Annotated in this window: 23 protein-coding genes; 11 read left to right on the top strand and 12 right to left on the bottom strand. The window is 63.8% G+C overall.

The features are described from left to right. Positions 1–153: 153 nt before the first annotated feature. The 5 genes from PSK12I2_RS0108595 to PSK12I2_RS0108575 all read right to left on the bottom strand — a co-directional run bounded on the left by PSK12I2_RS0108595 (position 154) and on the right by PSK12I2_RS0108575 (position 2,893). Positions 154–609 carry a GNAT family N-acetyltransferase gene (locus PSK12I2_RS0108595; RefSeq protein ID WP_027598072.1) on the bottom strand — a complete coding sequence of 152 codons (456 nt, stop codon included), beginning with the start codon at positions 607–609 and terminating at the stop codon, positions 154–156. A 48-nt stretch (positions 610–657) separates the two neighbouring features. Further along, complete coding sequence (locus PSK12I2_RS0108590; RefSeq protein ID WP_027598071.1) at positions 658–1,791, bottom strand: GGDEF domain-containing protein; 1,134 nt, start codon at positions 1,789–1,791, stop codon at positions 658–660. A 191-nt stretch (positions 1,792–1,982) separates the two neighbouring features. Then, positions 1,983–2,282, bottom strand: coding sequence for a hypothetical protein (locus PSK12I2_RS0108585; protein ID WP_027598070.1), 300 nt, complete (start codon positions 2,280–2,282; stop codon positions 1,983–1,985). A 9-nt stretch (positions 2,283–2,291) separates the two neighbouring features. Next, a complete protein-coding gene (locus PSK12I2_RS0108580) occupies positions 2,292–2,447 on the bottom strand; it encodes a hypothetical protein (RefSeq protein ID WP_156930133.1) in 156 nt (51 codons plus the stop codon). Positions 2,448–2,476: 29 nt separating this feature from the next. Beyond that, positions 2,477–2,893, bottom strand: coding sequence for a hypothetical protein (locus tag PSK12I2_RS0108575; RefSeq protein ID WP_027598068.1), 417 nt, complete (start codon positions 2,891–2,893; stop codon positions 2,477–2,479). Between the two features lie 492 nt (positions 2,894–3,385). On the opposite strand from PSK12I2_RS0108575, the gene PSK12I2_RS24845 reads away from it, so the two are divergent. After that, complete coding sequence (locus PSK12I2_RS24845; RefSeq protein WP_144959662.1) at positions 3,386–4,297, top strand: GIY-YIG nuclease family protein; 912 nt, start codon at positions 3,386–3,388, stop codon at positions 4,295–4,297. A 51-nt stretch (positions 4,298–4,348) separates the two neighbouring features. On the opposite strand, the gene PSK12I2_RS0108570 is transcribed toward PSK12I2_RS24845, so the two are convergent. From PSK12I2_RS0108570 to PSK12I2_RS0108560, 3 genes are all read right to left on the bottom strand, one after another. Further along, the gene (locus tag PSK12I2_RS0108570; RefSeq protein WP_027598067.1) at positions 4,349–5,599 is read right to left on the bottom strand and encodes a ribonucleotide-diphosphate reductase subunit beta; all 1,251 of its coding nucleotides are present in this window, start codon (positions 5,597–5,599) and stop codon (positions 4,349–4,351) included. A 180-nt stretch (positions 5,600–5,779) separates the two neighbouring features. Continuing rightward, positions 5,780–8,695: a ribonucleoside-diphosphate reductase subunit alpha gene (locus PSK12I2_RS0108565; RefSeq protein ID WP_027598066.1), complete on the bottom strand. Its 2,916-nt coding sequence runs from the start codon at positions 8,693–8,695 to the stop codon at positions 5,780–5,782. A gap of 609 nt (positions 8,696–9,304) precedes the next feature. Further along, positions 9,305–10,045: a 4'-phosphopantetheinyl transferase gene (locus tag PSK12I2_RS0108560; RefSeq protein WP_027598065.1), complete on the bottom strand. Its 741-nt coding sequence runs from the start codon at positions 10,043–10,045 to the stop codon at positions 9,305–9,307. 377 nt (positions 10,046–10,422) lie between these two features. On the opposite strand from PSK12I2_RS0108560, the gene PSK12I2_RS0108555 reads away from it, so the two are divergent. Further along, positions 10,423–11,772 (top strand): dicarboxylate/amino acid:cation symporter, encoded by a 1,350-nt coding sequence (locus PSK12I2_RS0108555; RefSeq protein WP_027598064.1) that lies wholly within the window; start codon positions 10,423–10,425, stop codon positions 11,770–11,772. A 424-nt stretch (positions 11,773–12,196) separates the two neighbouring features. On the opposite strand, the gene PSK12I2_RS0108550 is transcribed toward PSK12I2_RS0108555, so the two are convergent. The 3 genes from PSK12I2_RS0108550 to fabA all read right to left on the bottom strand — a co-directional run bounded on the left by PSK12I2_RS0108550 (position 12,197) and on the right by fabA (position 15,409). Further along, positions 12,197–13,411: a sugar MFS transporter gene (locus tag PSK12I2_RS0108550; protein ID WP_007160486.1), complete on the bottom strand. Its 1,215-nt coding sequence runs from the start codon at positions 13,409–13,411 to the stop codon at positions 12,197–12,199. Positions 13,412–13,664: 253 nt separating this feature from the next. Beyond that, positions 13,665–14,882 (bottom strand): beta-ketoacyl-ACP synthase I, encoded by a 1,218-nt coding sequence (gene fabB, locus PSK12I2_RS0108545; protein ID WP_027598063.1) that lies wholly within the window; start codon positions 14,880–14,882, stop codon positions 13,665–13,667. An 11-nt stretch (positions 14,883–14,893) separates the two neighbouring features. Continuing rightward, positions 14,894–15,409 carry a 3-hydroxyacyl-[acyl-carrier-protein] dehydratase FabA gene (fabA, locus tag PSK12I2_RS0108540; RefSeq protein WP_007160484.1) on the bottom strand — a complete coding sequence of 172 codons (516 nt, stop codon included), beginning with the start codon at positions 15,407–15,409 and terminating at the stop codon, positions 14,894–14,896. A gap of 377 nt (positions 15,410–15,786) precedes the next feature. On the opposite strand from fabA, the gene PSK12I2_RS0108535 reads away from it, so the two are divergent. Genes PSK12I2_RS0108535 through PSK12I2_RS0108510 form a run of 6 tightly spaced genes read left to right on the top strand, consistent with a single transcriptional unit; the run spans position 15,787 to position 19,785 of the window. Next, on the top strand, positions 15,787–16,809 hold the full coding sequence (locus PSK12I2_RS0108535) for an NAD(P)H-dependent glycerol-3-phosphate dehydrogenase (RefSeq protein WP_027598062.1): 1,023 nt from the start codon (positions 15,787–15,789) through the stop codon (positions 16,807–16,809). A 31-nt stretch (positions 16,810–16,840) separates the two neighbouring features. Next, on the top strand, positions 16,841–17,140 hold the full coding sequence (locus PSK12I2_RS0108530; protein ID WP_007160482.1) for a DUF4389 domain-containing protein: 300 nt from the start codon (positions 16,841–16,843) through the stop codon (positions 17,138–17,140). Next, positions 17,137–17,592 (top strand): phosphohistidine phosphatase SixA, encoded by a 456-nt coding sequence (gene sixA / locus PSK12I2_RS0108525; RefSeq protein WP_027598061.1) that lies wholly within the window; start codon positions 17,137–17,139, stop codon positions 17,590–17,592. Before PSK12I2_RS0108530 ends, sixA begins: the two co-directional genes overlap by 4 nt. Positions 17,593–17,612: 20 nt before the next feature. Further along, entirely contained in the window at positions 17,613–18,056 is a 444-nt protein-coding gene (locus PSK12I2_RS0108520; RefSeq protein WP_017641977.1) for a hotdog fold thioesterase, read from the top strand. Positions 18,057–18,087: 31 nt separating this feature from the next. Further along, on the top strand, positions 18,088–18,969 hold the full coding sequence (locus tag PSK12I2_RS0108515; RefSeq protein WP_027598060.1) for an alpha/beta fold hydrolase: 882 nt from the start codon (positions 18,088–18,090) through the stop codon (positions 18,967–18,969). 6 nt (positions 18,970–18,975) lie between these two features. Further along, positions 18,976–19,785 carry a DUF4892 domain-containing protein gene (locus PSK12I2_RS0108510; protein WP_027598059.1) on the top strand — a complete coding sequence of 270 codons (810 nt, stop codon included), beginning with the start codon at positions 18,976–18,978 and terminating at the stop codon, positions 19,783–19,785. Here PSK12I2_RS0108510 and PSK12I2_RS0108505 read toward each other — a convergent pair. Beyond that, positions 19,782–20,972: an MFS transporter gene (locus tag PSK12I2_RS0108505; protein WP_241495371.1), complete on the bottom strand. Its 1,191-nt coding sequence runs from the start codon at positions 20,970–20,972 to the stop codon at positions 19,782–19,784. The two genes, PSK12I2_RS0108510 and PSK12I2_RS0108505, sit on opposite strands and share 4 nt — an antisense overlap. A 343-nt stretch (positions 20,973–21,315) precedes the next feature. On the opposite strand from PSK12I2_RS0108505, the gene selD reads away from it, so the two are divergent. From selD to PSK12I2_RS0108490, 3 genes are all read left to right on the top strand, one after another. After that, positions 21,316–22,350 carry a selenide, water dikinase SelD gene (selD, locus tag PSK12I2_RS0108500; protein WP_027598057.1) on the top strand — a complete coding sequence of 345 codons (1,035 nt, stop codon included), beginning with the start codon at positions 21,316–21,318 and terminating at the stop codon, positions 22,348–22,350. Beyond that, positions 22,350–23,450, top strand: coding sequence for a tRNA 2-selenouridine(34) synthase MnmH (mnmH, locus tag PSK12I2_RS0108495; protein WP_051398707.1), 1,101 nt, complete (start codon positions 22,350–22,352; stop codon positions 23,448–23,450). The genes selD and mnmH overlap by 1 nt, the downstream gene beginning before the upstream one ends. Before the next feature lie 77 nt (positions 23,451–23,527). After that, positions 23,528–23,818 carry a hypothetical protein gene (locus PSK12I2_RS0108490; RefSeq protein WP_007160474.1) on the top strand — a complete coding sequence of 97 codons (291 nt, stop codon included), beginning with the start codon at positions 23,528–23,530 and terminating at the stop codon, positions 23,816–23,818. The last annotated feature ends 51 nt before the right edge of the window (positions 23,819–23,869 follow it).

Below are 23,869 nucleotides of genomic sequence, written 5' to 3'. Positions count from 1 at the left end.
CCCAACGCAAGGCCCCAAAGCTCCCGCATGGACAAGCTTCGCGTTCTCCGCCCTACAAAACCCGTAGCGTGGAAAACGGCGCAGCCTTTTCCACTCATGCCACCAACGCACAATCCCAGAGCTCCCGCGTGGACAAGCTTCGCGTTGTCCACCCTACGCCTCCAGCCGCTTCTCCATGAACACACTCAACGGATCCTCTCGATACGCCCCAAAAGGACCACGCCGCTGGTAACCCGCGGACTGATAAAGCCTCAAGGCCTCCGGCTGATAGGGCCCCGTCTCCAGTCGCGCCAGCTCACACCCGCGGCCTGCCGCTTCACGCTCTAGCTCCGCCAGCAGGCGACTACCCAGCCCTTGCCCGCGCCCCCTGGGGCTCACATACATCCGCTTGATCTCGCCATAGCCGTCCTGCAGCACCATGGCCCCACAGCCCAGGGCAGTGCCGCTGTCATCGCGGGCGACCAGGAACAGCACGTTCGGCTGCATAAGCGATGTCAGATCCAGGGCATGACGACTCTCGGGCGGATAGAGGCCGTCCTGATAGGCATCCAGTTCGGCGATCAGGGCGATCACCTCGGGTTGGTCGGGGGATTCGAGGGCGATGGGCATGGGGGCTCCGGTCAAGCGATCGCCCAAGCCTAAGCCATTAGCGGGGCTTCATCCCAGGCTCATCCGCAATCCATCCCGCCCGCCGCGCTTGGCGGCGTAGAGGGCACCGTCCCCGCGCTCCAGCAGGGCCGCCAGACTTTCCGGCGGTTGATCGAACAGCACGGCGCCGATGCTCAGGGTGACGGGCTCGGGCGTCCGCAGGCGTTGCGCCGCCAGCTGGTTGAAGCGCTGGCGCAAGGTGTCTGCCAGGCGTACGACATCCGCATCAGCTGCTTCACCCAGCAGCACCACGAATTCATCACCTCCCAGCCGGGCGGCCAGCGCCTGGCGCGGCAGGGTGGTGCGCAGCAGGTCGCTCAGGGCGATCAGCAGGCCGTCACCGGCCGCGTGGCCATGGAGGTCGTTCACCAGCTTGAAGTTGTCCAGATCGATCAGCAGCAGGGCGCCGGGTCGAGCCGGTGTCGCCTGGCCGAACAGTCGCGGCGCCTCGGCTTCCAGCGCGCGGCGGTTATAGAGGCCGGTCAGGGGATCGCTGCCGGCCAGGCGCTCGATATGCTGCTCGCGGCGATAGCGCACCGTGCCGGTCATCGACAGGGCGATCAGCATCACCGCCATCACCCCCTCCACCAGGGAGATCTGGATGATGGCGCCGCGATAGACCGCCAGATCGATCAGGGTGCCGGGGGTGAGCGGCGGAATCATCTTGGTCAGGTAGAAGAGACCATGGATCAGCAGCACCGCACGCAGCTGCCGTTCCCCGGCATTGCGCCGCCGCAACAGCAGACTCGCCCGTATCGCCAGGACGCCAATCAGCAGCGACTGCACCACCAGCATCACCTTGGACCACCAGGCCTCGTTGGGCAGCAGCAACAACCCCAGCCAGAGGGCGGCGATGGCCCACCAGCCCAGACTCAGCCGCCGCCCGGTGAAGCGCGCCACGCCGAGCAGAAAGAGGCCATGCACGAAGATCAGCAGCCCATTGGCGAACCAGATGCCCACCAGCAGCAGCCCCTGACTGCGCAACAGCGCCAGGGTGCTGCCTACGCAAATGAGGGCGAAACCCGTGCTCCAGTACAGCAGCGCCGACTCGCGAACCGACCGCCACTCGATGGCCAGATAGCCCGCCGCGGCGGCCGCCAGGGCGATGGTGAGGGTCAGCATGGTGGGGGCATCGAGTGCCATGGGCGAATCGGACCTGTCTGGATACGAGAAGGGCGCTCCCTGCCTGGGAGGAGCGCCCGCCAAAGCGAAGCCGCACCGCAGTCTTATCGACACGGCAGGCGCGGGCTTGAGGCAGAGGATTGCGCGCCATGATGACGGGCAGATAACCGTAATTCAAACCTGACCTTTGGCTTAGGCAGTTGGCCCACCCGTTACTGGTGTTTCACCAGCGCTCGAATCGCCGTGGCCGGCAACCGCGCCGTGCTGCCATCCGCCAGCCGCAGGACGAAGGCCTCGCCCAGCGACCAGACCACCTGTACCTCCTTGAGCACGCACTGGTCATCGGTGGGCAGCACTCTGGCCTGCTCCTTGGCGCAATAGGAGGTGTCGAGCACGATCGCCTTGACCTGGTAGTTACCCAGGCCCAGCGTCCTGACCATGGTCTCGGGCAGAGTGGTAAGCACACCGCTATAGCCGGCCAGAAAGAGGGCGAAGAACAGCGAAAACATCATCGCCGCCTTCTAGCCGGCGATGAACAGCATGGAAGTCATGGTCGTGACGAAGGCAATGATGAAGGGGGCGATGGCCAGAGCACCCCACTTGAGCAGCGGCTGCCAATCGCTCACCAGTGGATAGGCCTGCGCCAGCATCCAGAAGATGAACAGGCCGACGACCATTGTCGGCAGGTAAGCCTCCCAGACGAACTTCAGGAAGCTGAAGCGGCGCAAGTCGAACAGCCCTGTATGGCCATGCCTGCCAGTAGCGTGATGGCAATGGGCGCAAGCAAGGCGACGCTGAGGAACAGCTCAGGATCGACCAAGAGAATGGCCGCATCGCTGAACCCCGCCAGCAGATAGGGCACGAAGAACACCAGCGTCATCAACAGCATGATCTTGCGAAAGCGCCCCTCGCCGCGATAGGGCAGGGCGTAGGTGATGTCTTCCTTGATCGCCGCCGTATTGATAAAGCGGTAATAGACCCAGGCCCCAGGCAGGAATAATGCGGCGACGAAGGCGCCTATGGTGAGGAAGCCCAGACAGGCAGCGGCCAGCAGCAACGACGAAAACTGGAAGAGATCGAAGCTCGGATAGAAGTGATTACGGGCGAAATAGGCCAGGAACATCCCGAAGCCGAGAGTCGGTAGCAATACCTCAGCTGATAGCGAGTCGTGGCCAGTTGGGCAGTCTTAGGACGTTTAAGAATGAAGTCCAAGATATCATCGTTGGGTGCTGTTTGATGGGGGTTTAAATGTATAGCCATCCTGGAATGGCAATATATCATATTGCTGTTTATAGGGTATTTATAGGATAAATATAACGCAAGCTTTTTGTTGTAAAGGGTGCGTGACTGAGGTTAATCGGTTAATCGGTTAATCGGTTAATCGGTTAAGGAGTTTAGGTTCGTGCTATTATTAAAGGAATTGCTGTTGCTATTTGCGTATTTGAATGGTTTGCATTATTAATGAAGGTTAAAATTTAGTGGTAGATTGGTGGTGTCACTTGATGTCGAATATTAAGCTTTTCACAGCGCTCAAGTTGGTTATGACTTATATCGCCAACTTGAAAATAAATATTTTACTTGGAGAGATGTTGTGAGGTGGATATATTTGGGTGGCATGAAACGAGCGATGAATCATAATTTTGGAGGTGTCTATTTATTGGTGCATGAAGGTTTTTTGAATAGGGTGGTGTATGTTGGGGTTTCTGAATTTATTGGAAGGCGGATTTTTCAGCATTACCAGGGTTTTCTTAGAGGAAATAGATCTGCTTGGAAAGTAACGGATTCAGAAGATTTATATTTTCTAATGAGTTCAGTTGGTATAAAAAATTATATTAAGTATTTTAGGGGTTTGGCTTTGCAGGGGAAAGTCTGGGCATCAACAACATTGGATCTTGTCTCTCCAAAAAACTTGCTTATGCCAAAGCAGGATTTTGAATTAAGTTGGAGAGAGTATGTTGAGGATAAATATGTTCCTAGGTTGGGGGTTTGGGCGTTAAACGTTTCTCCATTTGATAGGCGGCGCTCTGTTCTGATAGAAAGTGCGATTCAGCAAAGGTTAGTCAGCGGCTTCTGGTTAGGTCGTTTTTTTAACCATAAAGATTATTCTGTTCTTGGAAAGATCGAGCGTAACTCCAAGATGGTTCGTATAAAGGAAAATATTGGTAATATTCCTGAGCTGGATGATGCAAGCAAGGTTTTTTTATCGAGCCTTTCAGATTCTAATTTGCCTGAGCTAGGCGTGAAATTGGCAAGAGCTCAGCTTTCTCCAATAATTAGAATTCGTGACAATCAAAGAAAAATAAGATTGGCCGCTATCGCGGCGGTAAAAGAACGCTATCCGCGACATGGATGGGAGTGGGGGTTAGTTGACGAAGAGAAGTTGAGAGTGATGTTGGTCGACTTTGAAATGAGCGTCGCTGAAATCGCTAAAGAACTTGGTAGGAAGCCCGGTAGTGTAAGAAAGCGAATAGATAGAAATGATAAATTCACTGCTGGTAGGTGGAGGCAAGATATAAAAAACTTATAGCTTTATATATCTTTTGAGTAAAAAAGCCCCGCATAGCGGGGCTTGATTAGCTTAGTCCCAGCTCAACGCCCCACCGGTCTGATACTCGATCACCCGCGTCTCGAAGAAGTTCTTCTCCTTCTTCAGGTCCATGATCTCGCTCATCCAGGGGAAGGGGTTGGTAGCACCCGGGTATTCTTCCTTGAGGCCGATTTGGGTCAGGCGGCGGTTGGCGATGAACTTGAGATAGTCCTCCATCATCGCCGCGTTCATGCCGAGGACGCCGCGGGGCATGGTGTCGCGGGCGTATTCGATCTCCAGTTGGGTGCCCTGGAGGATCATCTGGGTGGCTTCGTCCTTCATCTGGGCATCCCACAGCTGGGGGTTCTCGATCTTGATCTGGTTGATCATGTCGATGCCGAAGTTCAGGTGCATGGACTCGTCACGCAGGATGTATTGAAACTGCTCGGCGGTGCCGGTCATCTTGTTGCGGCGGCCCATGGAGAGGATCTGGGTGAAGCCGCAGTAGAAGAAGATGCCTTCCAGTACGCAGTAATAGGCGATCAGGTTCTTGAGGAACTGGCGATCGGTCTCCGGGGTACCGGTCTTGAACTCGGGATCGGAGATGGAGCGGGTGTACTTCAGGCCCCAGCTCGCCTTCTTCGCGACGCTTGGGATCTCGTGGTACATGTTGAAGATCTCGCCTTCATCCATGCCCAGCGACTCGATGCAGTACTGGTAGGCATGGGTGTGGATCGCCTCTTCGAAGGCCTGGCGCAGGATGTACTGGCGGCACTCGGGGTTGGTGATCAGGCGGTAGACGGCCAGCACCAAGTTGTTGGCGACCAGGGAGTCGGCAGTGGAGAAGAAGCCGAGGTTGCGCTTGACGATGCGGCGCTCGTCCTCGGTGAGGCCGTCCGCGCTCTTCCAGGTCGCGATGTCGGCGTTCATGTTCACTTCCTGGGGCATCCAGTGGTTGGCGCAACCATCCAGATACTTCTGCCAGGCCCAGTCGTACTTGAAGGGCACGAGCTGGTTGAGGTCGGCGCGGGCGTTGATCATCTGCTTGTCGCCGACGTGCACGCGGGCGGAGGAGCCTTCCAGGTCGTCCAGGCCTTCCTGAATGTCCAGCTCGTTCAGCGCGGCCTTGGCGCGGGCCACGGCGTCGGAGTCGTCGGCGGACAGGGCGCGGGCGTCATGGACCAGGGCGTCGCCCTCGGAATCCAGGCGCTCGGTCTGGGCGGGCGCCTGCTGGCCGGCGGCTTGTGCGGGCTTGGCGGTGGCGGTGTCGTCGTCTTTGTCGAATTCTTCCCAGTTCAGCATGGGGTGTCTCCTGGGTGGCTGTGTGGTGGGGGCGGGGCGGCGGGGCCCTCACCCTAGCCCTCTCCCAAGGGGAGAGGGGATCTAGAGCGGTGCGCGGGTGGGGGGTAGGTCTCACCCTGGCCCTCTCCCAGGGGGAGAGGGGATAAAGAGCAGCCCTCTGCTAAGAGAGGGCTTGGGTACTTACTGGCAGGCTTCGCACTCGGGATCGTCGAGGCTGCAGGCCTTGGGCACCGGAGCCGGTGCCGCGGCGGGCGCCGCTTCGACCTTCTGCGCCGGGGCGGGCGCTGCACTGGCCTGGACGCCGGTGATGGGATCGGCGCTCACGGCGTTCAGCTTGCCGGTGTTGATGGTGGACTTCTCGGTGCTGGTGGCGGCCAAGGCACGGAGGTAGTAGGTGGTCTTCAGACCGCGGAACCAGGCCATGCGGTAGGTCACGTCGAGCTTCTTGCCCGAGGCGCCGGCGATGTACAGGTTCAGCGACTGGGCCTGGTCGATCCACTTCTGGCGACGGCTGGCGGCCTCGACGATCCACTTGGTCTCCACTTCGAAGGCGGTGGCGTACAGGTCCTTCAGATCCTGCGGGATGCGCTCGATCTGCTGCACGGAACCGTCGTAGTACTTGAGGTCGTTGACCATCACCGAGTCCCACAGGCCGCGTGCCTTGAGGTCGCGCACCAGGTAGGGGTTGATGACGGTGAATTCGCCCGAGAGGTTCGACTTCACATAGAGGTTCTGGTAGGTCGGCTCGATCGACTGGGACACGCCGGTGATGTTGGCGATGGTCGCGGTGGGCGCGATGGCCATGATGTTGGAGTTGCGGATGCCTTTCTTGGCACGCTCGCGCAGCGGGGCCCAGTCCAGGGTCTCGGACAGGTCGACTTCGATGTACTTGGCGCCACGCTCTTCGATCAGGCGCTTCTCGGAATCGATCGGCAGGATGCCCTGGGACCACAGCGAACCCTGGAAACTGGAGTAGCTGCCACGCTCTTCGGCCAGGTCACAGGAGGCCTGGATGGCGTAGTAGCTGATCACTTCCATGGAGGTGTCGGCGAACTGCACGGCGGCATCCGAACCGTAGGCGATGTGCTGCAGGTACAGCGCATCCTGGAAGCCCATGATGCCCATGCCGACCGGACGGTGCTTGAGGTTGGAGTTCTCCGCCTGGGGCACCGAGTAGTAGTTGATGTCGATGACGTTGTCGAGCATGCGCACGGCGGTCTTGACGGTGCGGGCGACCTTGGCGGTGTCCAGCTTGCCGTCGACGATGTGGTTCACCAGGTTCACCGAACCCAGGTTGCACACGGCGATCTCGTCCTTGTTGGTGTTCAGGGTGATCTCGGTGCAGAGGTTGGAGCTGTGCACCACGCCCACGTGCTGCTGCGGGCTGCGCAGGTTGCACGGATCCTTGAAGGTCAGCCACGGATGGCCGGTCTCGAACAGCATCGACAGCATCTTGCGCCAGAGGTCCTTGGCCTTGATGGTCTTGTGCAGCTTGAGCTTGCCGTACTCGGTCAGGGCTTCGTAGTACTCGTAGCGTTCTTCGAAGGCTTTGCCGTAGAGATCGTGCAGATCGGGCACGTCGGCGGGGGAGAACAGGGTCCAGTTGCCGTCCTCGAAGACACGCTTCATGAACAGGTCGGGGATCCAGTTGGCGGTGTTCATGTCGTGGGTACGCCGACGGTCGTCACCGGTGTTCTTGCGCAGCTCGAGGAATTCTTCGATGTCCAGGTGCCAGGTTTCCAGGTAGGCGCAGACCGCGCCCTTGCGCTTGCCGCCCTGGTTGACCGCCACGGCGGTGTCGTTGACCACCTTGAGGAAGGGCACGACGCCCTGGCTCTTGCCGTTGGTGCCCTTGATGTAGGAGCCGAGCGCACGCACCGGGGTCCAGTCGTTGCCCAGGCCGCCGGCGAACTTCGACAGCATGGCGTTATCGTGGATGGCGCCATAGATGCCGGACAGGTCATCGGGCACGGTGGTCAGGTAGCAGCTGGACAGCTGCGGACGCAGGGTGCCGGCGTTGAACAGCGTCGGGGTGGACGCCATGTAGTCGAAGCTGGCCAGCAGGTTGTAGAACTCGATGGCGCGGGCTTCCTTGTCCTGCTCCATGTGCGCCAGGCCCATGGCCACGCGCATGAAGAACAGCTGCGGCAGCTCGAAGCGGGTGCCGTGGCTGTGCAGGAAGTAGCGGTCGTACAGGGTCTGCAGACCCAGGTAAGTGAATTGCTGGTCGCGCTCGTGATCGATGGCGGCGCCCAGCTTGGCCAGGTCGAAGGTGGCCAGTTTCGGGTCCAGCAGCTCCAGCTCCACACCCTTGGCGACGTAGGCGGGCAGGGCCTTGGCGTAGAGGTCGGCCATCTCGTGGTGAGTGGCGGATTCGGCCACGCCGAGGAAGCTCAGGCCTTCGGCGCGCAGGCTGTCCAGCAGCAGGCGGGCGGTGACGTAGGAGTAGTTGGGCTCGCGCTCGACCAGGGTGCGGGCGGTCATCACCAGGGCGGTGTTGACGTCCTTCTCGGCCACGCCGTCGTACAGGTTCTTCAGGGTTTCCTTCTGGATCAGCTCGCCGTTCACCTCTTCGAGGCCTTCGCAGGCTTCGCTGATGATGGTGTTCAGGCGGCCCATGTCCAGCGGCTGGGTGGTGCCGTCGGCCTTGGTCACGCGGATGCTCGGGTGCGGCTCGGCGATGTCGCTGGCGGCGCCCTGCTTGCGCTCCTGGCTGCGGGCTTCACGGTAGATCACGTAGCTGCGGGCGACCTTCTGCTCGCCGGCGCGCATCAGGGCCAGTTCGACCTGGTCCTGGATCTCTTCGATGTGGATGGTGCCACCGGAGGGCATGCGGCGCTTGAAGGTGCTGCTGACCTGGTCGGTGAGCTGCTTGACGGTGGTGTGGATGCGCGAGGAGGCCGCGGCGGTACCGCCTTCCACGGCGAGGAAAGCCTTGCTGATGGCCACGGTGATCTTGTCGTCGGTGTAGGGGACGACGGTACCGTTGCGCTTGATGACGCGCAGTTGACCGGGGGCGGTGGCGCCCAGGTCCTGGCTGGCATCTTGCGCCGGGCGGCCCTGCTGGGCTTGCTCGCGGGTCAGGTCGGTGTGCATGCGGAACTCCCTTGATCGGAAAGAGGGGATCGTCGGCGCGCCGGCGATCCGGAAGAGTGTCGGCCCGTGGGCCTGCGCGACGACTGCCTGTCGCGCCATTACCAATGAAGATTCCAACGAAAAGCCGTACCAGCGCCGATTCCCGCAGGAGCCGGCGTTCGGGGTCAGGGACCCTGGAAATTCATAATTCGGGCGACAGGATAAGCCCTCCTCGTTAGGGAAGACAGTCTTGACAGAGGGGTGTTTCGCCGTCCCAGGCCATGCCGACGAACTGCTATATATGGTGGTGCGGGGGTTCAAGGGCCACTAGATGTCGCGTTTGTCACGTTTCCGGCTGTGGATAAGACGTGGATAAGCTGTTCGGGACTGGGGGGTATCCTGGGGGTGGTACCCAGCCAGTGCGCGTGGAGGCTAGGATCAGAGCGAAGTGGTCAAATAACGTACAACGTGACTAGGCGGGTGAGACAAAAGCGTCACGGGATATACCGGTTCGCTATGAGCATTTTCTCCACCATAAGAAAACGTTCGATAGCCGCTGCGACGTTCTGCCCCGGCCAGCGTTTGTGCACCCGATCGACCGGACGACTCTTCCTCTATATAGGGATGGCCTCAGCGACGCGGCGCGATCAGCGTGAGCAACCGCCGCTCCTCGTCCAGGCGGTAGTGACCGCGCAGCGAGGTCCCGGCGGACCAGCGCGGCGACAGCTCGATCAGCAGCCGAATATCGAAGGTCCCGCCGGTACCGGTGCCAAGGACCTCGGCATCCTGGAAGAAAAACATCTGCCCGACCTGGGGATGCAGCGCCTTGAATAGACTCTCCTTGGCGGAGAAGGCCAAGGTGATGGCAAAGGCCTGCTGCTCTTCATCCAGCGCCTGCACGCTTTCCAGTTCGGCCGGGGTGAGGATCTGGTCGGCCAAACGCAGGGCCTTGGCCGGTTCGAGCAGCGTTTCCACATCCAGGCCGAGACCCAGGTAGTCCCGGGCGCTGCCCACCGCCGCGGCGGCCCAGCCGTGACTGTGGGTGATGGCGCCGACCCAGCCGGCGGGCCAGGCGGGGCCGCGATCCTCGCGGCGATGACCGGGTACCGCCGGCTCGCCACTGAGCTGCCGCAGGGCCTCGCGGGCGCAGAGACGCCCGGCCAGGTATTCGGCCTGCCGCTTGGCCACGGCGCGACGGATGTTGTCCGGCGGCAGGGCGCCCAGGCGCAGGGCGTCACGCTCGAAGCTCACCTGGGCGGGATCGAAGCGGCAATGCAGCAGGGCCAGGGCGTCGAATTCCTCCGCCAGCGGCGGCAGCGGCGCGGGCGCTGTGCAGCAGCCGGGCAGGTCGGTAGGGGGCAGGGCGGGCATCTCGGCCGGATACTCCTCGAAGGCGGCAACGGGTCGGGGCAGGCGCCGCTGGAAAGGCGCGCAAAGGATAGCCGACTACCGACGGCGACTGGCGGAAAACCGCCTCGCGCGGTGGGGGATTTCCGCCCCTTTTCGTCGGGTGGCGGGGTTCCGCCCACCGCTGACAACTAGACTTTCGACTGAAAGGTGCATGAAAGCTGGCCCTTTGATTGCGCACCAAGAAGTGGAACGGCGATTGCTTATATCCAGCCAGATACTGGTGTCACCGTCGCGCGGCCGCCAGGTCCACAACAAAAAGCTCTCAGGATGAGAGAGCCAACTTCAGTCAGGTGCCCACTCAGACAGGACGTCAGGTAGTGGCCACAAGGGAAAGAGCCATGACAGCAACCGTCGACACAACAACAACTACCACAGCTCCCGCGCCCAAGCGTCCCGTCAAGCAGCCGCTCTACAAGAGTCTCTATTTCCAGGTGATCGTGGCGATCGTCCTGGGTGTGCTGCTCGGCCACTTCTATCCCCAGACCGGCGCTGCCATGAAGCCGCTGGGTGACGGTTTCATCAAGCTGATCAAGATGGTCATCGCGCCCATCATCTTCTGCACCGTGGTGACCGGTATCGCCGGCATGCAGAACATGAAGGCCGTGGGCAAGACCGGCGGCATGGCGCTGCTGTACTTCGAGATCTTCTCCACCATCGCGCTGCTGATCGGCCTGATCGTGGTCAACGTCGTCCAGCCGGGCGCCGGCATGAACGTCGACGTCAGCACCCTGGACACCAAGGGCATCGCTGCCTACGCCGCGGCTGGCGAGAAGCAGAGCACCATCGACTTCCTGATGAACATCATCCCGTCGACGGTCGTCAACGCCTTCGCCACCGGTGAGATCCTGCAGGTCCTGTTCTTCGCCGTGCTGTTCGGCTATGCCCTGCATCGCCTGGGCGAGACCGGTCAACTGGTGTTCAACTTCATCGACCGCATCTCCCACGTCTTCTTCAACATCATCAACGTCATCATGAAGCTCGCCCCCATCGGCGCCTTCGGTGCCATGGCGTTCACCATCGGCAAATACGGCGTCGGCACCCTGGTGCAGCTGGGCTACCTGATGGCCTGCTTCTACATCACCTGCCTGCTGTTCGTGCTGGTGGTGCTGGGTGCCGTGGCGCGCATGCACGGCTTCAGCATCCTCAAGTTCATCAAGTACATCCGTGAAGAACTGCTGATCGTGCTGGGTACCTCGTCTTCCGAGTCCGCCCTGCCGCGCATGCTGACCAAGATGCAGAAGCTGGGCGCCGAGAAGTCGGTGGTTGGCCTGGTGATCCCCACCGGCTACTCCTTCAACCTCGACGGCACCTCCATCTACCTGACCATGGCTGCGGTGTTCATCGCCCAGGCCACCAACACCCAGATGGACATCACCCATCAGATCACCCTGCTGCTGGTGCTGCTGATCTCCTCCAAGGGCGCTGCAGGCGTCACCGGTAGCGGCTTCATCGTACTGGCCGCCACCCTGTCCGCCGTCGGTCACGTACCGGTCGCCGGCCTGGCGCTGATCCTGGGTATCGACCGCTTCATGTCCGAAGCCCGCGCCCTGACCAACCTGGTCGGCAACGGCGTGGCCTCCATCGTGGTCGCCAAGTGGTGCGGCCAGCTGGACGAGCAGACCCTGAAGACCGAACTCGCTCGCGGCCCGAACGCCGTCGAAGTCGAGGAAGCTCGCCAGCCTGCCTGAGCCTGCCTGAGCCTGACGCGAGGGCTGCTCCTGGAGCGGTCCCTGCGGTAACGACAAGACGCCCGTATCGAAAGATACGGGCGTTTTCTTTTGCCTGGGATCTGGCCAGAGCAGGGTGGCCGCGCCGCGTCAGACCGTAAGGCCAGGCCCTTCGATTGGCAGGTATGGGAGAGCCCTCCAAGCCGGCTTGGCTACGCCGAGAGCGAAGGGCAAGACGGGGCCCTTCAGACGGCCCCTGCCGATGCTGCATGGCGGGAGGTGCGGTGATGGCGCAGGATGGGTCAGATCGCGCGTGCAGGGTCGTACAGCCCGCTATCTGGCAGGTGTGCAGGTCAGTCGATCAGGCGGGAGATAAGGAGGGAGGAGAGCGGAGGGGTAGCAGAAGGGACGAAGCGCTGGCAGGCCGCCAGCGCTTCGGGGGGGATCAGCGACGCAGGGTGGGGCGATAGCCCATTACGCCGTAGAACAGGATGTAGAGGTAGCAGACCAGCGGGATCAGGAAGGAGGGCAGCAGGCCGATGGTGTCGGCGAAGTAGCCCTGGATGGCCGGCACCAGTGCGCCACCGACGATACCCATGCACAGCAGGCCCGAACCCTTGGAGGTGAACTTGCCCAGGCCCTTGAGTGCCAGGGAGAAGATGGTCGGGAACATGATGGAGTTGAAGAAGCCGATGGCCAGCAGCGCCCACATGGCGATCTTGCCACCCTGCAGCACGGCCACGGCCAGCAGCACGCCAATGGCGATGGCGTTGAAGGTCAGCACCAGGTTCGGCCGCACCTTGGTCATGATCACGCCGCCGATGAAGCGACCGACCATGGCGCCACCCCAGTACAGGGACAGGTACTTGGCGGCGGTGGCGGCGTTCAGGCCAGCCACGTCCGGGCTTTCCATCAGGCTCACCAGGTAGCTGCCGATGGACACTTCCGCACCCACGTACATGAAGATGCCGACCACGCCGAGCAGCAGGTGGCGATAGGCCCAGACGCTGTTGGCGGTCAGGGCGTTCTCGTCGGTGGCGTTGTCCTGCTCGGTGTCCTTGATCTGCGGCAGGCGGAAGAGGCCGATGATCACCGCCAGGGCGACCAGCATGCCGGCCAGGATCAGGTAGGGCAGCTGCACCGAATGGGCGGCGGAGTCTTCACCGACCAGCGCCAGAATGGTCACCGCGCCCACCAGCGGGCCGACGGTGGTACCCAGGGAGTTGAAGGCCTGGGTCAGGTTGAGGCGCGAAGCCGCGGTTTCCGGCTTGCCGAGGATGGTGACGTAGGGGTTCGCCGCCACCTGTAGCACGGTGATACCGGCCGCCAGCACGAACAGGGCGGTCAGGAAGAAGCCGTAGGAGTGGGCTCCGGCGGCGGGGTAGAACAGCACGCAACCAACGCCGGCGGTGAGCAGGCCGACGATGATGCCCTTCTTGTAGCCCAGGCTTTCCACCAGGCGACCGGCCGGGAAGGAGACGATGAAGTAGGCGGTGAAGAAGCAGAACTGGATCAGCGAGGCCTGCAGATAGCTGAGGGTGAAGACTGCCTTGAGGTGGGGAATCAGGATGTCGTTCAGCGAGGTGATCAGACCCCACATGAAGAACAGCATGGTGAGGACGATCAAGGGTCCGCGGTAGCTCTGGTTTTGATTGTGCATTGGGGCTCCATGGGTACAACAGTTTCTTGTTTCTGCCCGCTAGTTCGGACAGCGCTGTCTATGGCGGCTGCGCAGGTACAGCGAAGCGGCGCGAGATTAAGCTATTCGTGCTGCTGAATCCATTCTTCCTGGAGGTTCGCAGGCGAAGTGCCGGCGCCTTCGACCGCGGGGCCCGTGCCCGGTTCAGCGGGGCAGGAAGCAGAAATGAAAAACGGCGCCAGAGGCGCCGTTTGGGTCACACAAGCGAGGACTATCAGCCCTGCCAGCGCTTGAGTACCAGGGTGGCGTTGGTGCCGCCGAAACCGAAGCTGTTGCTCATGATGAGATCCAGCTTGGCGTTTTCCTTGGTCTCGCGCAGGATCGGCAGATCGGCGACTTCCGGATCCAGTTCGTCGATGTTGGCCGAACCGGCGATGAAGTTGCCTTCCATCATCAGCATGCAGTAGATGGCCTCGTGCACACCGGCAGCGCCCAGGGAGTGGCCCGACAGACTCTTGGTGGAGCTGATGGCCGGAGCCTTGTCGCCGAACACGGCGCGCACGCCCTTGATCTCGGCCACGTCGCCCACCGGGGTGGAGGTGCCGTGGGTGTTCAGGTAGTCGATCTCGCCGTCGACGGTGGACAGCGCCTGCTGCATGCAGCGGATGGCGCCTTCGCCGCTCGGGGCGACCATGTCGTAGCCGTCGGAGGTCGCGCCGTAGCCGACGATCTCGGCATAGATCTTGGCGCCGCGGGCCAGGGCGTGTTCGAGCTCCTCGACCACCACCATGCCGCCGCCGCCAGCGATGACGAAGCCGTCACGCTTGCTGTCGTAGGCACGGGAAGCCTTTTCCGGCGTCTCGTTGTAGTCGCTGGAGAGCGCGCCCATGGCATCGAACAGCATGCTCTGGGTCCAGTGCTCTTCCTCGCCGCCACCGGCGAAGACCACGTCCTGCTTGCCGAGCTGGATCTGCTCCATGGCCAGGCCGATGCAGTGGGCGCTGGTGGCGCACGCCGAGGCTACGGAGTAGTTCAGGCCCTTGATCTTGAAGGGGGTGGCCAGGCAGGCGGAGACCGTGCTGCTCATGGTCCGGGTCACGCGGTAGGGACCGACGCGCTTGACGCCCTTCTCGCGCAGGATGTCCAGGGCTTCCATCTGGTTGAAGGTGGAAGCGCCACCGGAACCGGCGATCAGGCCGGTACGGGGGTTGGAGACCTGCTCTTCGGACAGACCGGAGTCCTTGATCGCCTGCTCCATCGCCAGGTAGGCGTAGGCGGCGGCATCGCCGACGAAGCGCTTGACCTTGCGGTCGATCAATTCTTCGAGGTTCAGGTCGATGGAACCGGAAACCTGGCTGCGCAGACCCATCTCGGCATATTCCGGATTGTGACGGATGCCGGCACGACCCGCGCGCAGGTTGGCGGAAACGGTGTCTTTATCATTGCCCAGGCACGAAACGATACCCAGACCGGTAATGACGACGCGACGCATGCGAAAAGCCCTTAGAAGCTATCGGTGGAAGTGAACAGGCCGACGCGCAGACCTTCGGCGGAGTAGATCTCGCGGCCGTCCACGCTAACGGTGCCATCGGCGATGGCCAGAATCAGCGACCTGTTGATGGTGCGTTTGATATGGATATTGTAGGTGACCTTCTTGGCGGTCGGCAGTACCTGGCCGAAGAACTTCACTTCGCCAGAGCCCAGGGCGCGACCGCGACCCGGATTGCCCTGCCAGCCAAGGTAGAAACCGACCAGCTGCCACATGGCATCCAGGCCCAGGCAGCCCGGCATCACCGGGTCACCCTCGAAATGGCAACCGAAGAACCAGAGGTCGGGACGGATATCGAGTTCCGCCACCAGTTCGCCCTTGCCGTATTTCCCGCCTACCTCACTGATATGCGTGATCCGATCGATCATCAGCATGTTCGGTGCGGGCAATTGGGCATTGCCCGGACCGAAGAGCTCGCCACGGCTGCAGCGCAGCAAGTCTTCGTAGGTAAAGGCGTGTTGTTTGGTCATGCAAGCTCCTGTAGCTGGCCTAGGTCCAGGCTCTGGCGACTCCGAAGGTCGCTCTGGGTATGGCTTCGTGTAGCAGTAGACTGCCGGGGCATCGGGAAAGTCACAGGCCAGCGCCCCGCTCGTTAACGGACCATTGTGCACTTTTCGCAGTCAATTCTCCATCCTGGGCGCCCGCTCGGGGTCGCACGCGCCCTGGGGCGACGCGGCGGGCAGTACCGGGAAAGGGGTGTTTGCCCACCCTAGATAAGTATTCCTCGGGCGTTTTCAATACCGTTCGGCCGATACGCGGCAGACCGTGAACCGGCCCTGAGGCCGGCGCGCGGCTACCGTATACTGAGCGACGAGGCCGCGCGATCGCGGTGAAGCCGAGAGTTTCGATGACAGTCCAATCCCCCATCGCCGTCCTGGGCGGCGGCAGCTTCGGTACCGCCCTGGCCAATCTGGTCGCCGAGAACGGGCTGCCGGTGCGCCTGTGGATGCGCGATCCGCAACAGGCCGAGACCATCCGCCGCGAGCGCGAGAATCCGCGCTATCTGAAGGGTATCAAGGTGCACGCCGCGGTCGAGGCCACCAGTGACCTGCAGGGCGCCATCCAGGGCTGCGAGCTGATCCTGGTGGCCCTGCCGTCGAGCGCGCTGCGCCAGGCCCTGGCACCCATCGCCCAGCAGCTGGAAGGGCGTTTCCTCGTCAGCACCACCAAGGGCATCGAAGCGCATTCCTTCATGCTGATGAGCGAGATCCTCGCGGAAATCGTGCCGCGGGCGCGCATCGGCATCATCTCCGGGCCCAACCTCGCCCGCGAGATCGCCGAGCACCAACTCACCGCCACCGTGGTGGCGAGCGAGGACGAAGCCGTGTGCCGGCGGGTCCAGGCGGCGCTGCACGGCCGCACCTTCCGCGTCTATGCCAGTGCCGACCGTCTCGGCGTGGAGCTGGCCGGCGCCCTGAAGAACGTCTACGCCATCATCGCCGGCATGGCCGCGGCCCTGGCGATGGGCGAGAACACCCGCAGCATGCTGATCACCCGGGCCCTGGCCGAGATGACCCGCTTCGCCGTGCAGCGCGGCGCCAATCCCATCACCTACCTGGGCCTGGCCGGGGTAGGGGACCTGATCGTGACCTGCTCGTCGGAGAAGAGCCGCAACTACCGGGTCGGCCATGCCCTGGGGCGAGGATTGACCCTGGACGAGGCGGTGGCGCAGATCGGCGAGACCGCGGAAGGTGTCAATACCCTGCGCGTGCTCAAGGAAAAAGCGGACGAGCTGGGCGTCTACATGCCCCTGGTCAACGGCCTCTATGCGATCCTGTTCGAGGGCCGCAGCCTGGGGCAGGTGATCGAGGCCCTGATGGGCGGCGAGCCCAAGACCGATGTTGATGTGGCGGACGCCCCCTTCAATTGAGCCGCTACACTGTCTGAAAAGAGGAATTCCCATGTCCCAACCCGAACATTCCCGCGAGCTGCTAGGCCTGCGCCTGATCTGGATGCTGCTGTTCCTGTTCGTCTGGCTGGGTGCGCAGTACGTGCTGGCGGTGGTGGTGCTGGTGCAACTGGTGGTGCGCCTGATCAAGGGCGAAGCCAATCCCGGTCTGACCGCCTTTGGCGCGGCCCTGGGCAGCTATCTGGCGCAGATCGTCCGCTTCGGCACCTTCGCCAGCGAAGTGAAGCCCTGGCCCTTCGCCGACTGGCCGGCCACCGAGCAACCCGACGACCGTTCCGCCACCGCGCCATGAAGCTCTGGCTGCTGCGGCATGGCGAAGCCGAGGCGCGGGCGCCCAGTGACGAGCTGCGCGAGCTGACCGCGACCGGTCGCGCCGAGGTGTTGCGCAGCGCCCTGCAGCTCAAGGATGCGCAGCTGCAGCTCATCCTCGCCAGTCCCTATGTGCGCGCGCAGCAGACGGCAGCCCTGGTGCAACAGCAGCTGGGCTGGCCGGGCGAGTTGCGCAGCGTTTCCTGGGCCACGCCAGACGGCGAGCCGGAACGCGCCCTGGCGGAACTGGCGCGACTGGAGGTGGAGGAGCTGCTGCTGGTGACTCACAATCCCTTCGTCGGTGAACTGGCCGGTTGGTTGCTGCACGGTCATCGGCAGGCGCCGGTGCCCATGGGTACCGCGTCCCTGCTGTGCCTGGAGGCGCCGCTGCCCCTGGCCGGCGGTTTCGATCTGGTCAGTCGCTTCCACGGCTGACGCCCTTGCAAGGAAAGTACATGAGCATCTGGCAGACCCTTCCGGATCCTGAGGACCTCGGGCGTGCGCTCGAGAACACCCTGGCCGAACACCTGGACATGCGGATCGAAGCCTGGGACGACAGCAGCCTGACCGCCAGCATGGTGGTCGACCGCCGCACCCACCAGCCCATGGGGTTGCTGCATGGCGGCGCGTCGGTGGCCCTGGCGGAAACCGTGGGCTCGATCGCCAGCATGCTCTGCGTGGATCGCTCGCGCTTCTATTGCGTGGGTCAGGAAATCAATGCCAACCACCTGCGGGGCGTGCGCTCCGGGCGGGTGACGGCGGTGGCGCGTCCCCTGCACCTGGGGCGCAGCAGCCATGTCTGGGACATCCGCCTGAGCGATGAAGAGGGGCGCCTGACCTGTGTCTCACGGCTCACGGTAGCCGTGGTGCCCTTGCAGCGGGATGCCTCCCCGGCATGAAGCGCGCACTGGCACCCGCGGAGTGGAAATCATGACCGCCCAGGTGCAGGAATTGCGGCTGGAATTGCCCCATATCGAGTTGAGCGCCCGGACCTTCGGTCCGGAAGATGGCTATCCGGTGCTGGCGCTGCATGGCTGGCTGGACAATGCCATGACCTTCGCCCAGCTCGCGCCACGGCTGCACGGCCTGCGCATCGTCGCTCTGGACCTGCCGGGTCATGGTCTGTCGGCCCATCGTCCCGCAGGCGTTGGGTATGCGATTCAGGACTATGGGCTGGATGTGCTCGCGGCTGCGCAGCAACTGGGCTGGGATCGCTTCGGTCTGCTTGGCCATTCGATGGGCGCCATCGTCGGCGTCATCGCGGCCGCGGCCCTGCCGGAGCAGATCGAGCGCCTGGCGCTGATCGATGGCCTGCTGCCCTATACAACGCCGGCAGAGGAGATCGCCGAGAAACTCGGCAAGGCGCTACTGGCGGAGCTGGAGCTGCCCAACCGGCGCAAGCCGGTCTACGCCACGGTGGAAGACGCCGTAGCGGCGCGGCTGAAGGGGTCGCTGACGGTCAGTCGGGAAGCCGCCGAGCTACTCGCCGAGCGTGGCTTGATGGCGGTACCCGGTGGCTACACCTGGCGTTCTGATCCCCACCTGAGGCTGCCCAGTCGAATGAGGTTCACCCCGGAGCAGGCCGAAGCCTATCTGCGCGCGGTGCGCTGCCCCACAGCCCTGGTGGTGGCCACGGGTGGCCTGGTGGCGCCCCACGCCGAGGCCATGCGCCTGGCGCGGGAGCAACCCAACTTCAGCCTTCACGAATTGCCGGGCGGGCACCATCTGCATCTGGACGATGCGGCGGGCGCCCAGGCCGTCGCAGATTGTTTCAATGCCTTCTTTGCCGCCGGCACCGGGCACGACGAATAATGCGGCATGCCTAGCCGTCTGTTCTGCCCGCGCTCCCGCTTCCTGCCACGCCTCCTGCTGATCGGCCTGCTGCTGTCCCTTGGGACGACGCAGGCGGAGGTGCTGCTGGAGATCGCACCCATGGACCATGCCCAATTGGTGCGCGAAAGCGGACCGGCAACTGCCGAACGCCTCTATCCGCTGGGGCCAGTCAGTCGCATCGGCGGTCGCCTGCGCCTGGAGGATTCGCTGCAGGTGGAGGGCCAACTCCAGACCCAGACCTTCGAGCTGGCCAGCGGCCATCCGCCGCTGGCGCGGCTGGACAGCGAGCGGCAGCGCCTGCAGCAGCAGGGCGCGACGCTGCTCTACTGGTGCGAAGGGCGTGATTGCGGCGCCAGCAACGTCATCGCCAACAGCCTACTGGGCGAGGCCATGCTCTATGGACCGGACGATCAGCAGGGGCTGCTGGTGCTGCAACTGGCGGAGCCGCAGACGGTGCTGACGCTCTATGGCATCACCCGCGGCAACCGTCGCAGCTACCTGCATGCCGAGCGGCTGCAGGCTGGCCAGCCCCTCCCTGAACTGTTGCCGAGCGCCGCCACCCTGCTCAAGGAGTTGCAGCGCGACGGTCAGCTGCTCCTGCCCGCCCTGGAGCGAGCCCCGGAGCACCCCTGGATCGCCCGGCTGGCGGCGGCCCTGGCGCTCAATGGCGATGTAGCGGTGACCCTGGGCGGCGACCAGGCAGACGCCTGGCAGCGTGCCCTGCGCGAAGCGGGTATCCGCGCGCCGCGGCTGCAGACCGAGGCCAGTCGAGCCGCCGGACTCTATCGCCGCTAGACGTCGTTGACGTAGCGGGTCCGCCCCGCACCCAGGCCGAACAGCGTGGCCAGCACGGCGATCAGGGTGAAGAGCACGCCCATGGGGGCCCAGCCGTGGGTCGCGTCGTGGATGATGCCCACCAGCAGCGGACCGAGCGAGGCCAGGCTGTAGCCCGCGCCCTGGGCCATGCCCGATAGCCGTCCGGCGGTTTCCGCATCCCGCGAGCGCAGCACCAGCAGGGCGAGCGCCAGGCTGAAGGTCCCGCCCTGGCCCAGGCCGAGTATCACCGCCCACAGCCAAAGACTGCCGACCGGGGCGTAAAGGCAGCCCAGCAGGCCGGCGAGGGTCAGACTCATCACCACCACGATGGCCAGGCGCTGGTCCTGGCCCCGCGTCGCCAGCCAGGGGGCGGTGAGGGCGCTGACCAGCTGGGTCATCACCGAGCCCGACAGCATCAGGCCGGCCTGCACCATGCCCAGGCCGCGATCCATCAGCAGGGTCGGTAGCCAGCCGAAGACGATATAGGCCAGCGACGACTGCAGGCCCATGTACAGGGTGATCTGCCAGGCCAGCCGATTGCGCCACAGCGAACCGCCAGCCCCGCGGCGCGGTGCGATGGTGGGTGGCTGGCGCAATTGCGGCAGCCAGACCAGCAGGGCCACCACGGCGACCAGGGCCCAGGTGGCGAGGGCCGGTTGCCAGCGGCCGTCGAAGGCCTCGGCGAGCGGCGCGGTGGCCCCGGCGGCCACGGCGGCGCCTATGCACAGCATCATGGTGTAGAGCCCCATCAGCTGGCCGGCCTGGGCGGGGAAATCGCGCTTGACCAGGGCCGGCAACAGGACGCCGAGGATACCGATGCAGGCGCCGGCGATCAGGCTGCCGACAAACAGCCCAAGGGGTGGCAGCAGGCTGCGCAGGACGATGCCAGCGGCCAGCAAGGCCAGGATGGCGCCGAGCGTGCGTTCGCTGCCCCAGCGGCGGGCCAGGCGCGGAGCCAGGGGCGCGAACAGCCCCAGGCAGAGCACCGGCAGGGTGGTGAGCAGACCGATGGCGCTGCTGGAAAGACCCGTGCTGGCCTCGATCTGCCGCAACAGGGGCGCCAGGCTGGAGAGCGCCGGGCGCAGGTTGAGGGCGATGAGCATGAGGCTGGCGAGCAGCAGGCCGCGTTGCCAGGGGGTAAGGGGGGAGGAGGCTGGAGAAGACATGAGTACGGCTATGACCGGGGGAACTGGCAATGCTAGCGCACCCTGGCCATAACGCACGGCGCTTCCGTTCGCTACCCTTCAACGGGAAAAAATAGTTGGCGGACCGGCTAAAAAATCGCCAGTTCGTCCATCGCCGCACCGCCGCTCGCTTGTCCGGGGTCGGTTGGAGGTTTTCCACGAGGTTATCCACAGCAACTGTGGATTACCGCCAGAAAACAGCCCTTTTGCTTTGGCTGGCGATCTGTTAGGCGCGGTCGGTGCCCGCCGGCTGACGGGCATTTGCTACTATTACGCCCCTTCGCGCTGGCTGTCGAACCAGCGCCACCGCTGAACCGGAGTAACGATGACCGATCCCATTCGCCTCACCCAATACAGCCACGGCGCCGGTTGTGGTTGCAAGATCGCCCCCAAGACCCTGGAGACCATCCTGGCCGGCAGCGGCGCCCAGCACCTGGATCCGCGGCTGTGGGTGGGCAACGCCTCGCGCGACGATGCGGCGGTCTATGGCCTGGACGAAGAGCGCGGCGTGGTCTCCACCACCGATTTCTTCATGCCCATCGTCGATGATCCCTTCGATTTCGGGCGCATCGCCGCCACCAATGCCATCAGCGACATCTACGCCATGGGCGGCGATCCCCTGCTGGCCATCGCCATCCTCGGCTGGCCGGTCAACGTGCTGCCGCCGGAAGTGGCGCGCGAGGTCATCGCCGGCGGTCGCCGCGTATGCGACGAAGCCGGCATCCCCCTGGCCGGCGGTCATTCCATCGACGCGCCCGAGCCGATCTTCGGCCTGGCCGTGACCGGGATCGTGGAAAAGCGCCATCTCAAGCGCAACGACACCGCGACCCTGGGCAGCCGCCTTTATCTGACCAAGCCGCTGGGCATCGGCATCCTCACCACCGCCGAGAAGCGGGCCTTGCTGCGCCACGAGGATCGCCATCTGGCGCGTGACACCATGTGCCAGCTCAATCGTCCCGGTAGCCGTTTCGGCCGCCTGGCCGGCGTCACGGCGATGACCGACGTCACCGGCTTCGGATTGCTCGGCCACCTGGTGGAGATGGCCGACGGCAGTGGCCTCACCGCCGAACTCGACTTCGCCGCCATTCCCCGCCTGGAAGGCGTGGATTTCTATCTGCAGCAGGGCTGCGTGCCTGGCGGGACCGAGCGCAACTTCGACAGCTACGGCAGCCGTATCGCCCCGCTGGACGAAGGCCGCCGCCAGCTGCTGTGCGACCCCCAGACCAGTGGTGGCCTGCTGGTGGCCGTGGCACCCGAGGGCGAGGCGGAATTTCTCGCCGTGGCGGCGGAGCTGGGCCTGGCCCTGCAACCCATAGGGCAGCTGGTGAGCCGGCGCGCCCATGCGGTCGAGGTGGCCTGATGAGCCAGCGTGAGGATGCCCGCGACCTGCGGGCGCTGTTCCTGAGCGATGTCCCCCTGGTCGATGTCCGCGCCCCCGTGGAATTCGCCAAGGGCGCCTTTCCCCAGGCCACCAACCTGCCGCTGATGAATGACCTGGAGCGCCAGCGCGTCGGCACCCGCTACAAGCAGCAGGGTCAGCAGGCGGCGCTGCAACTGGGTCACCAGCTGGTGTCCGGGGCGGTGAAGGAAGCGCGCATCCAGGCCTGGGCCGACTTCGCCCGGGCCCATCCGGAGGGCTACCTCTATTGCTTCCGCGGTGGCTTGCGCTCCCAGATCAGCCAGGAATGGCTGCGCAGCGAAGCCGGCATCGCCTATCCACGGGTGGTGGGCGGCTACAAGGCCATGCGTACCTTTCTCATCGATACGCTGCAGCAGGCCCTGGCCGAGTGCGGCTTCGTGGTGGTCGGTGGCATGACCGGCACCGGCAAGACCGAGGTGGTGGCCCAGCTCGACAACGCCGTCGACCTCGAAGGCCATGCCAATCACCGCGGCTCCAGCTTCGGCAAGCGGGCCACGCCCCAGCCGGGCCAGATCGATTTCGAGAACAGCCTGGCCATCGACCTGCTGCGCCGCCGCCATGACGGGCAGGCGCAATTCGTGCTGGAAGACGAATCGCGCCTGGTCGGTCGCTGCTCCCTGCCGCTGGAATTGCACCAGGGCATGCAGCAGTACCCGCTGGTCTGGCTGGAAGACAGCCGGGAAAACCGCATCGAGCGCATCCTGCGCGACTATGTCATCGACCTGGCGGCGGAATTCGTGGCCCTGCACGGCCCCGAACAGGGCTTCCGCCTGTTCGCCGAGCAGCTGCGCAAGAGTCTCTCCGGCATCGCCAAGCGCCTGGGGGGCGAACGCTTCCAGCGCCTGTCGGCCATTCTCGAGGACGCCCTCGCCGAGCAGGAGCGCTCGGGTGACGTCGCGGCGCATCGCGGCTGGATCGAGGGCCTGCTGGCGGAATACTACGATCCCATGTACGCCTATCAGCGCGAGAGCAAGGCGTCCCGGGTGATCTTCAGCGGCGACCAGGCCGCGGTGGTCGAGTTTCTGCGTAACCGGCGCTGAACAGCGCTTGGGGTTGGCGGTCTACGCTGCGGTTATCCGGCCGTTCCGGCCGGTTGCAGGTGCAAGGAGAAAGAGAGATGAAAGCGAAACTGGTTCCCGTCCTGGCCGCTACGCTGGCTGCCGTGGTGCTTGCCGGCTGTTCGGGCAAGGTGGTCAATCGCGACAGCTGCGCCGCCCAGACCCGTTCCGCCTGGCAGGAACTCGACCTGGCCAAGGCCGAAGGCTTTTCCGGCACGGTGAGCTATTCCAAGGCGCTGGCCTTGCTGTCCACCGCCAAGACGCAGCAGCAGGTCGAGGCCTACACCGGTTGCGTGAAGAACGCCGAAAAGGCGCGCTTCTACATTCGCGAGTCCCGCGCCGGTCGCTGATCGCTCGGCCCCCTGGCCAACGGCCGCCGTCCAAAGCGACGCCGACATAAC

Origin of the sequence: Pseudomonas sp. MOIL14HWK12:I2 (assembly GCF_000510745.1) — a bacterium.
GTDB lineage: Bacteria > Pseudomonadota > Gammaproteobacteria > Pseudomonadales > Pseudomonadaceae > Chryseomonas > Chryseomonas oryzihabitans.
The sequence above is the reverse complement of the archived record's forward strand: the minus strand, read 5'-3'. Positions and strand labels throughout refer to the sequence as shown.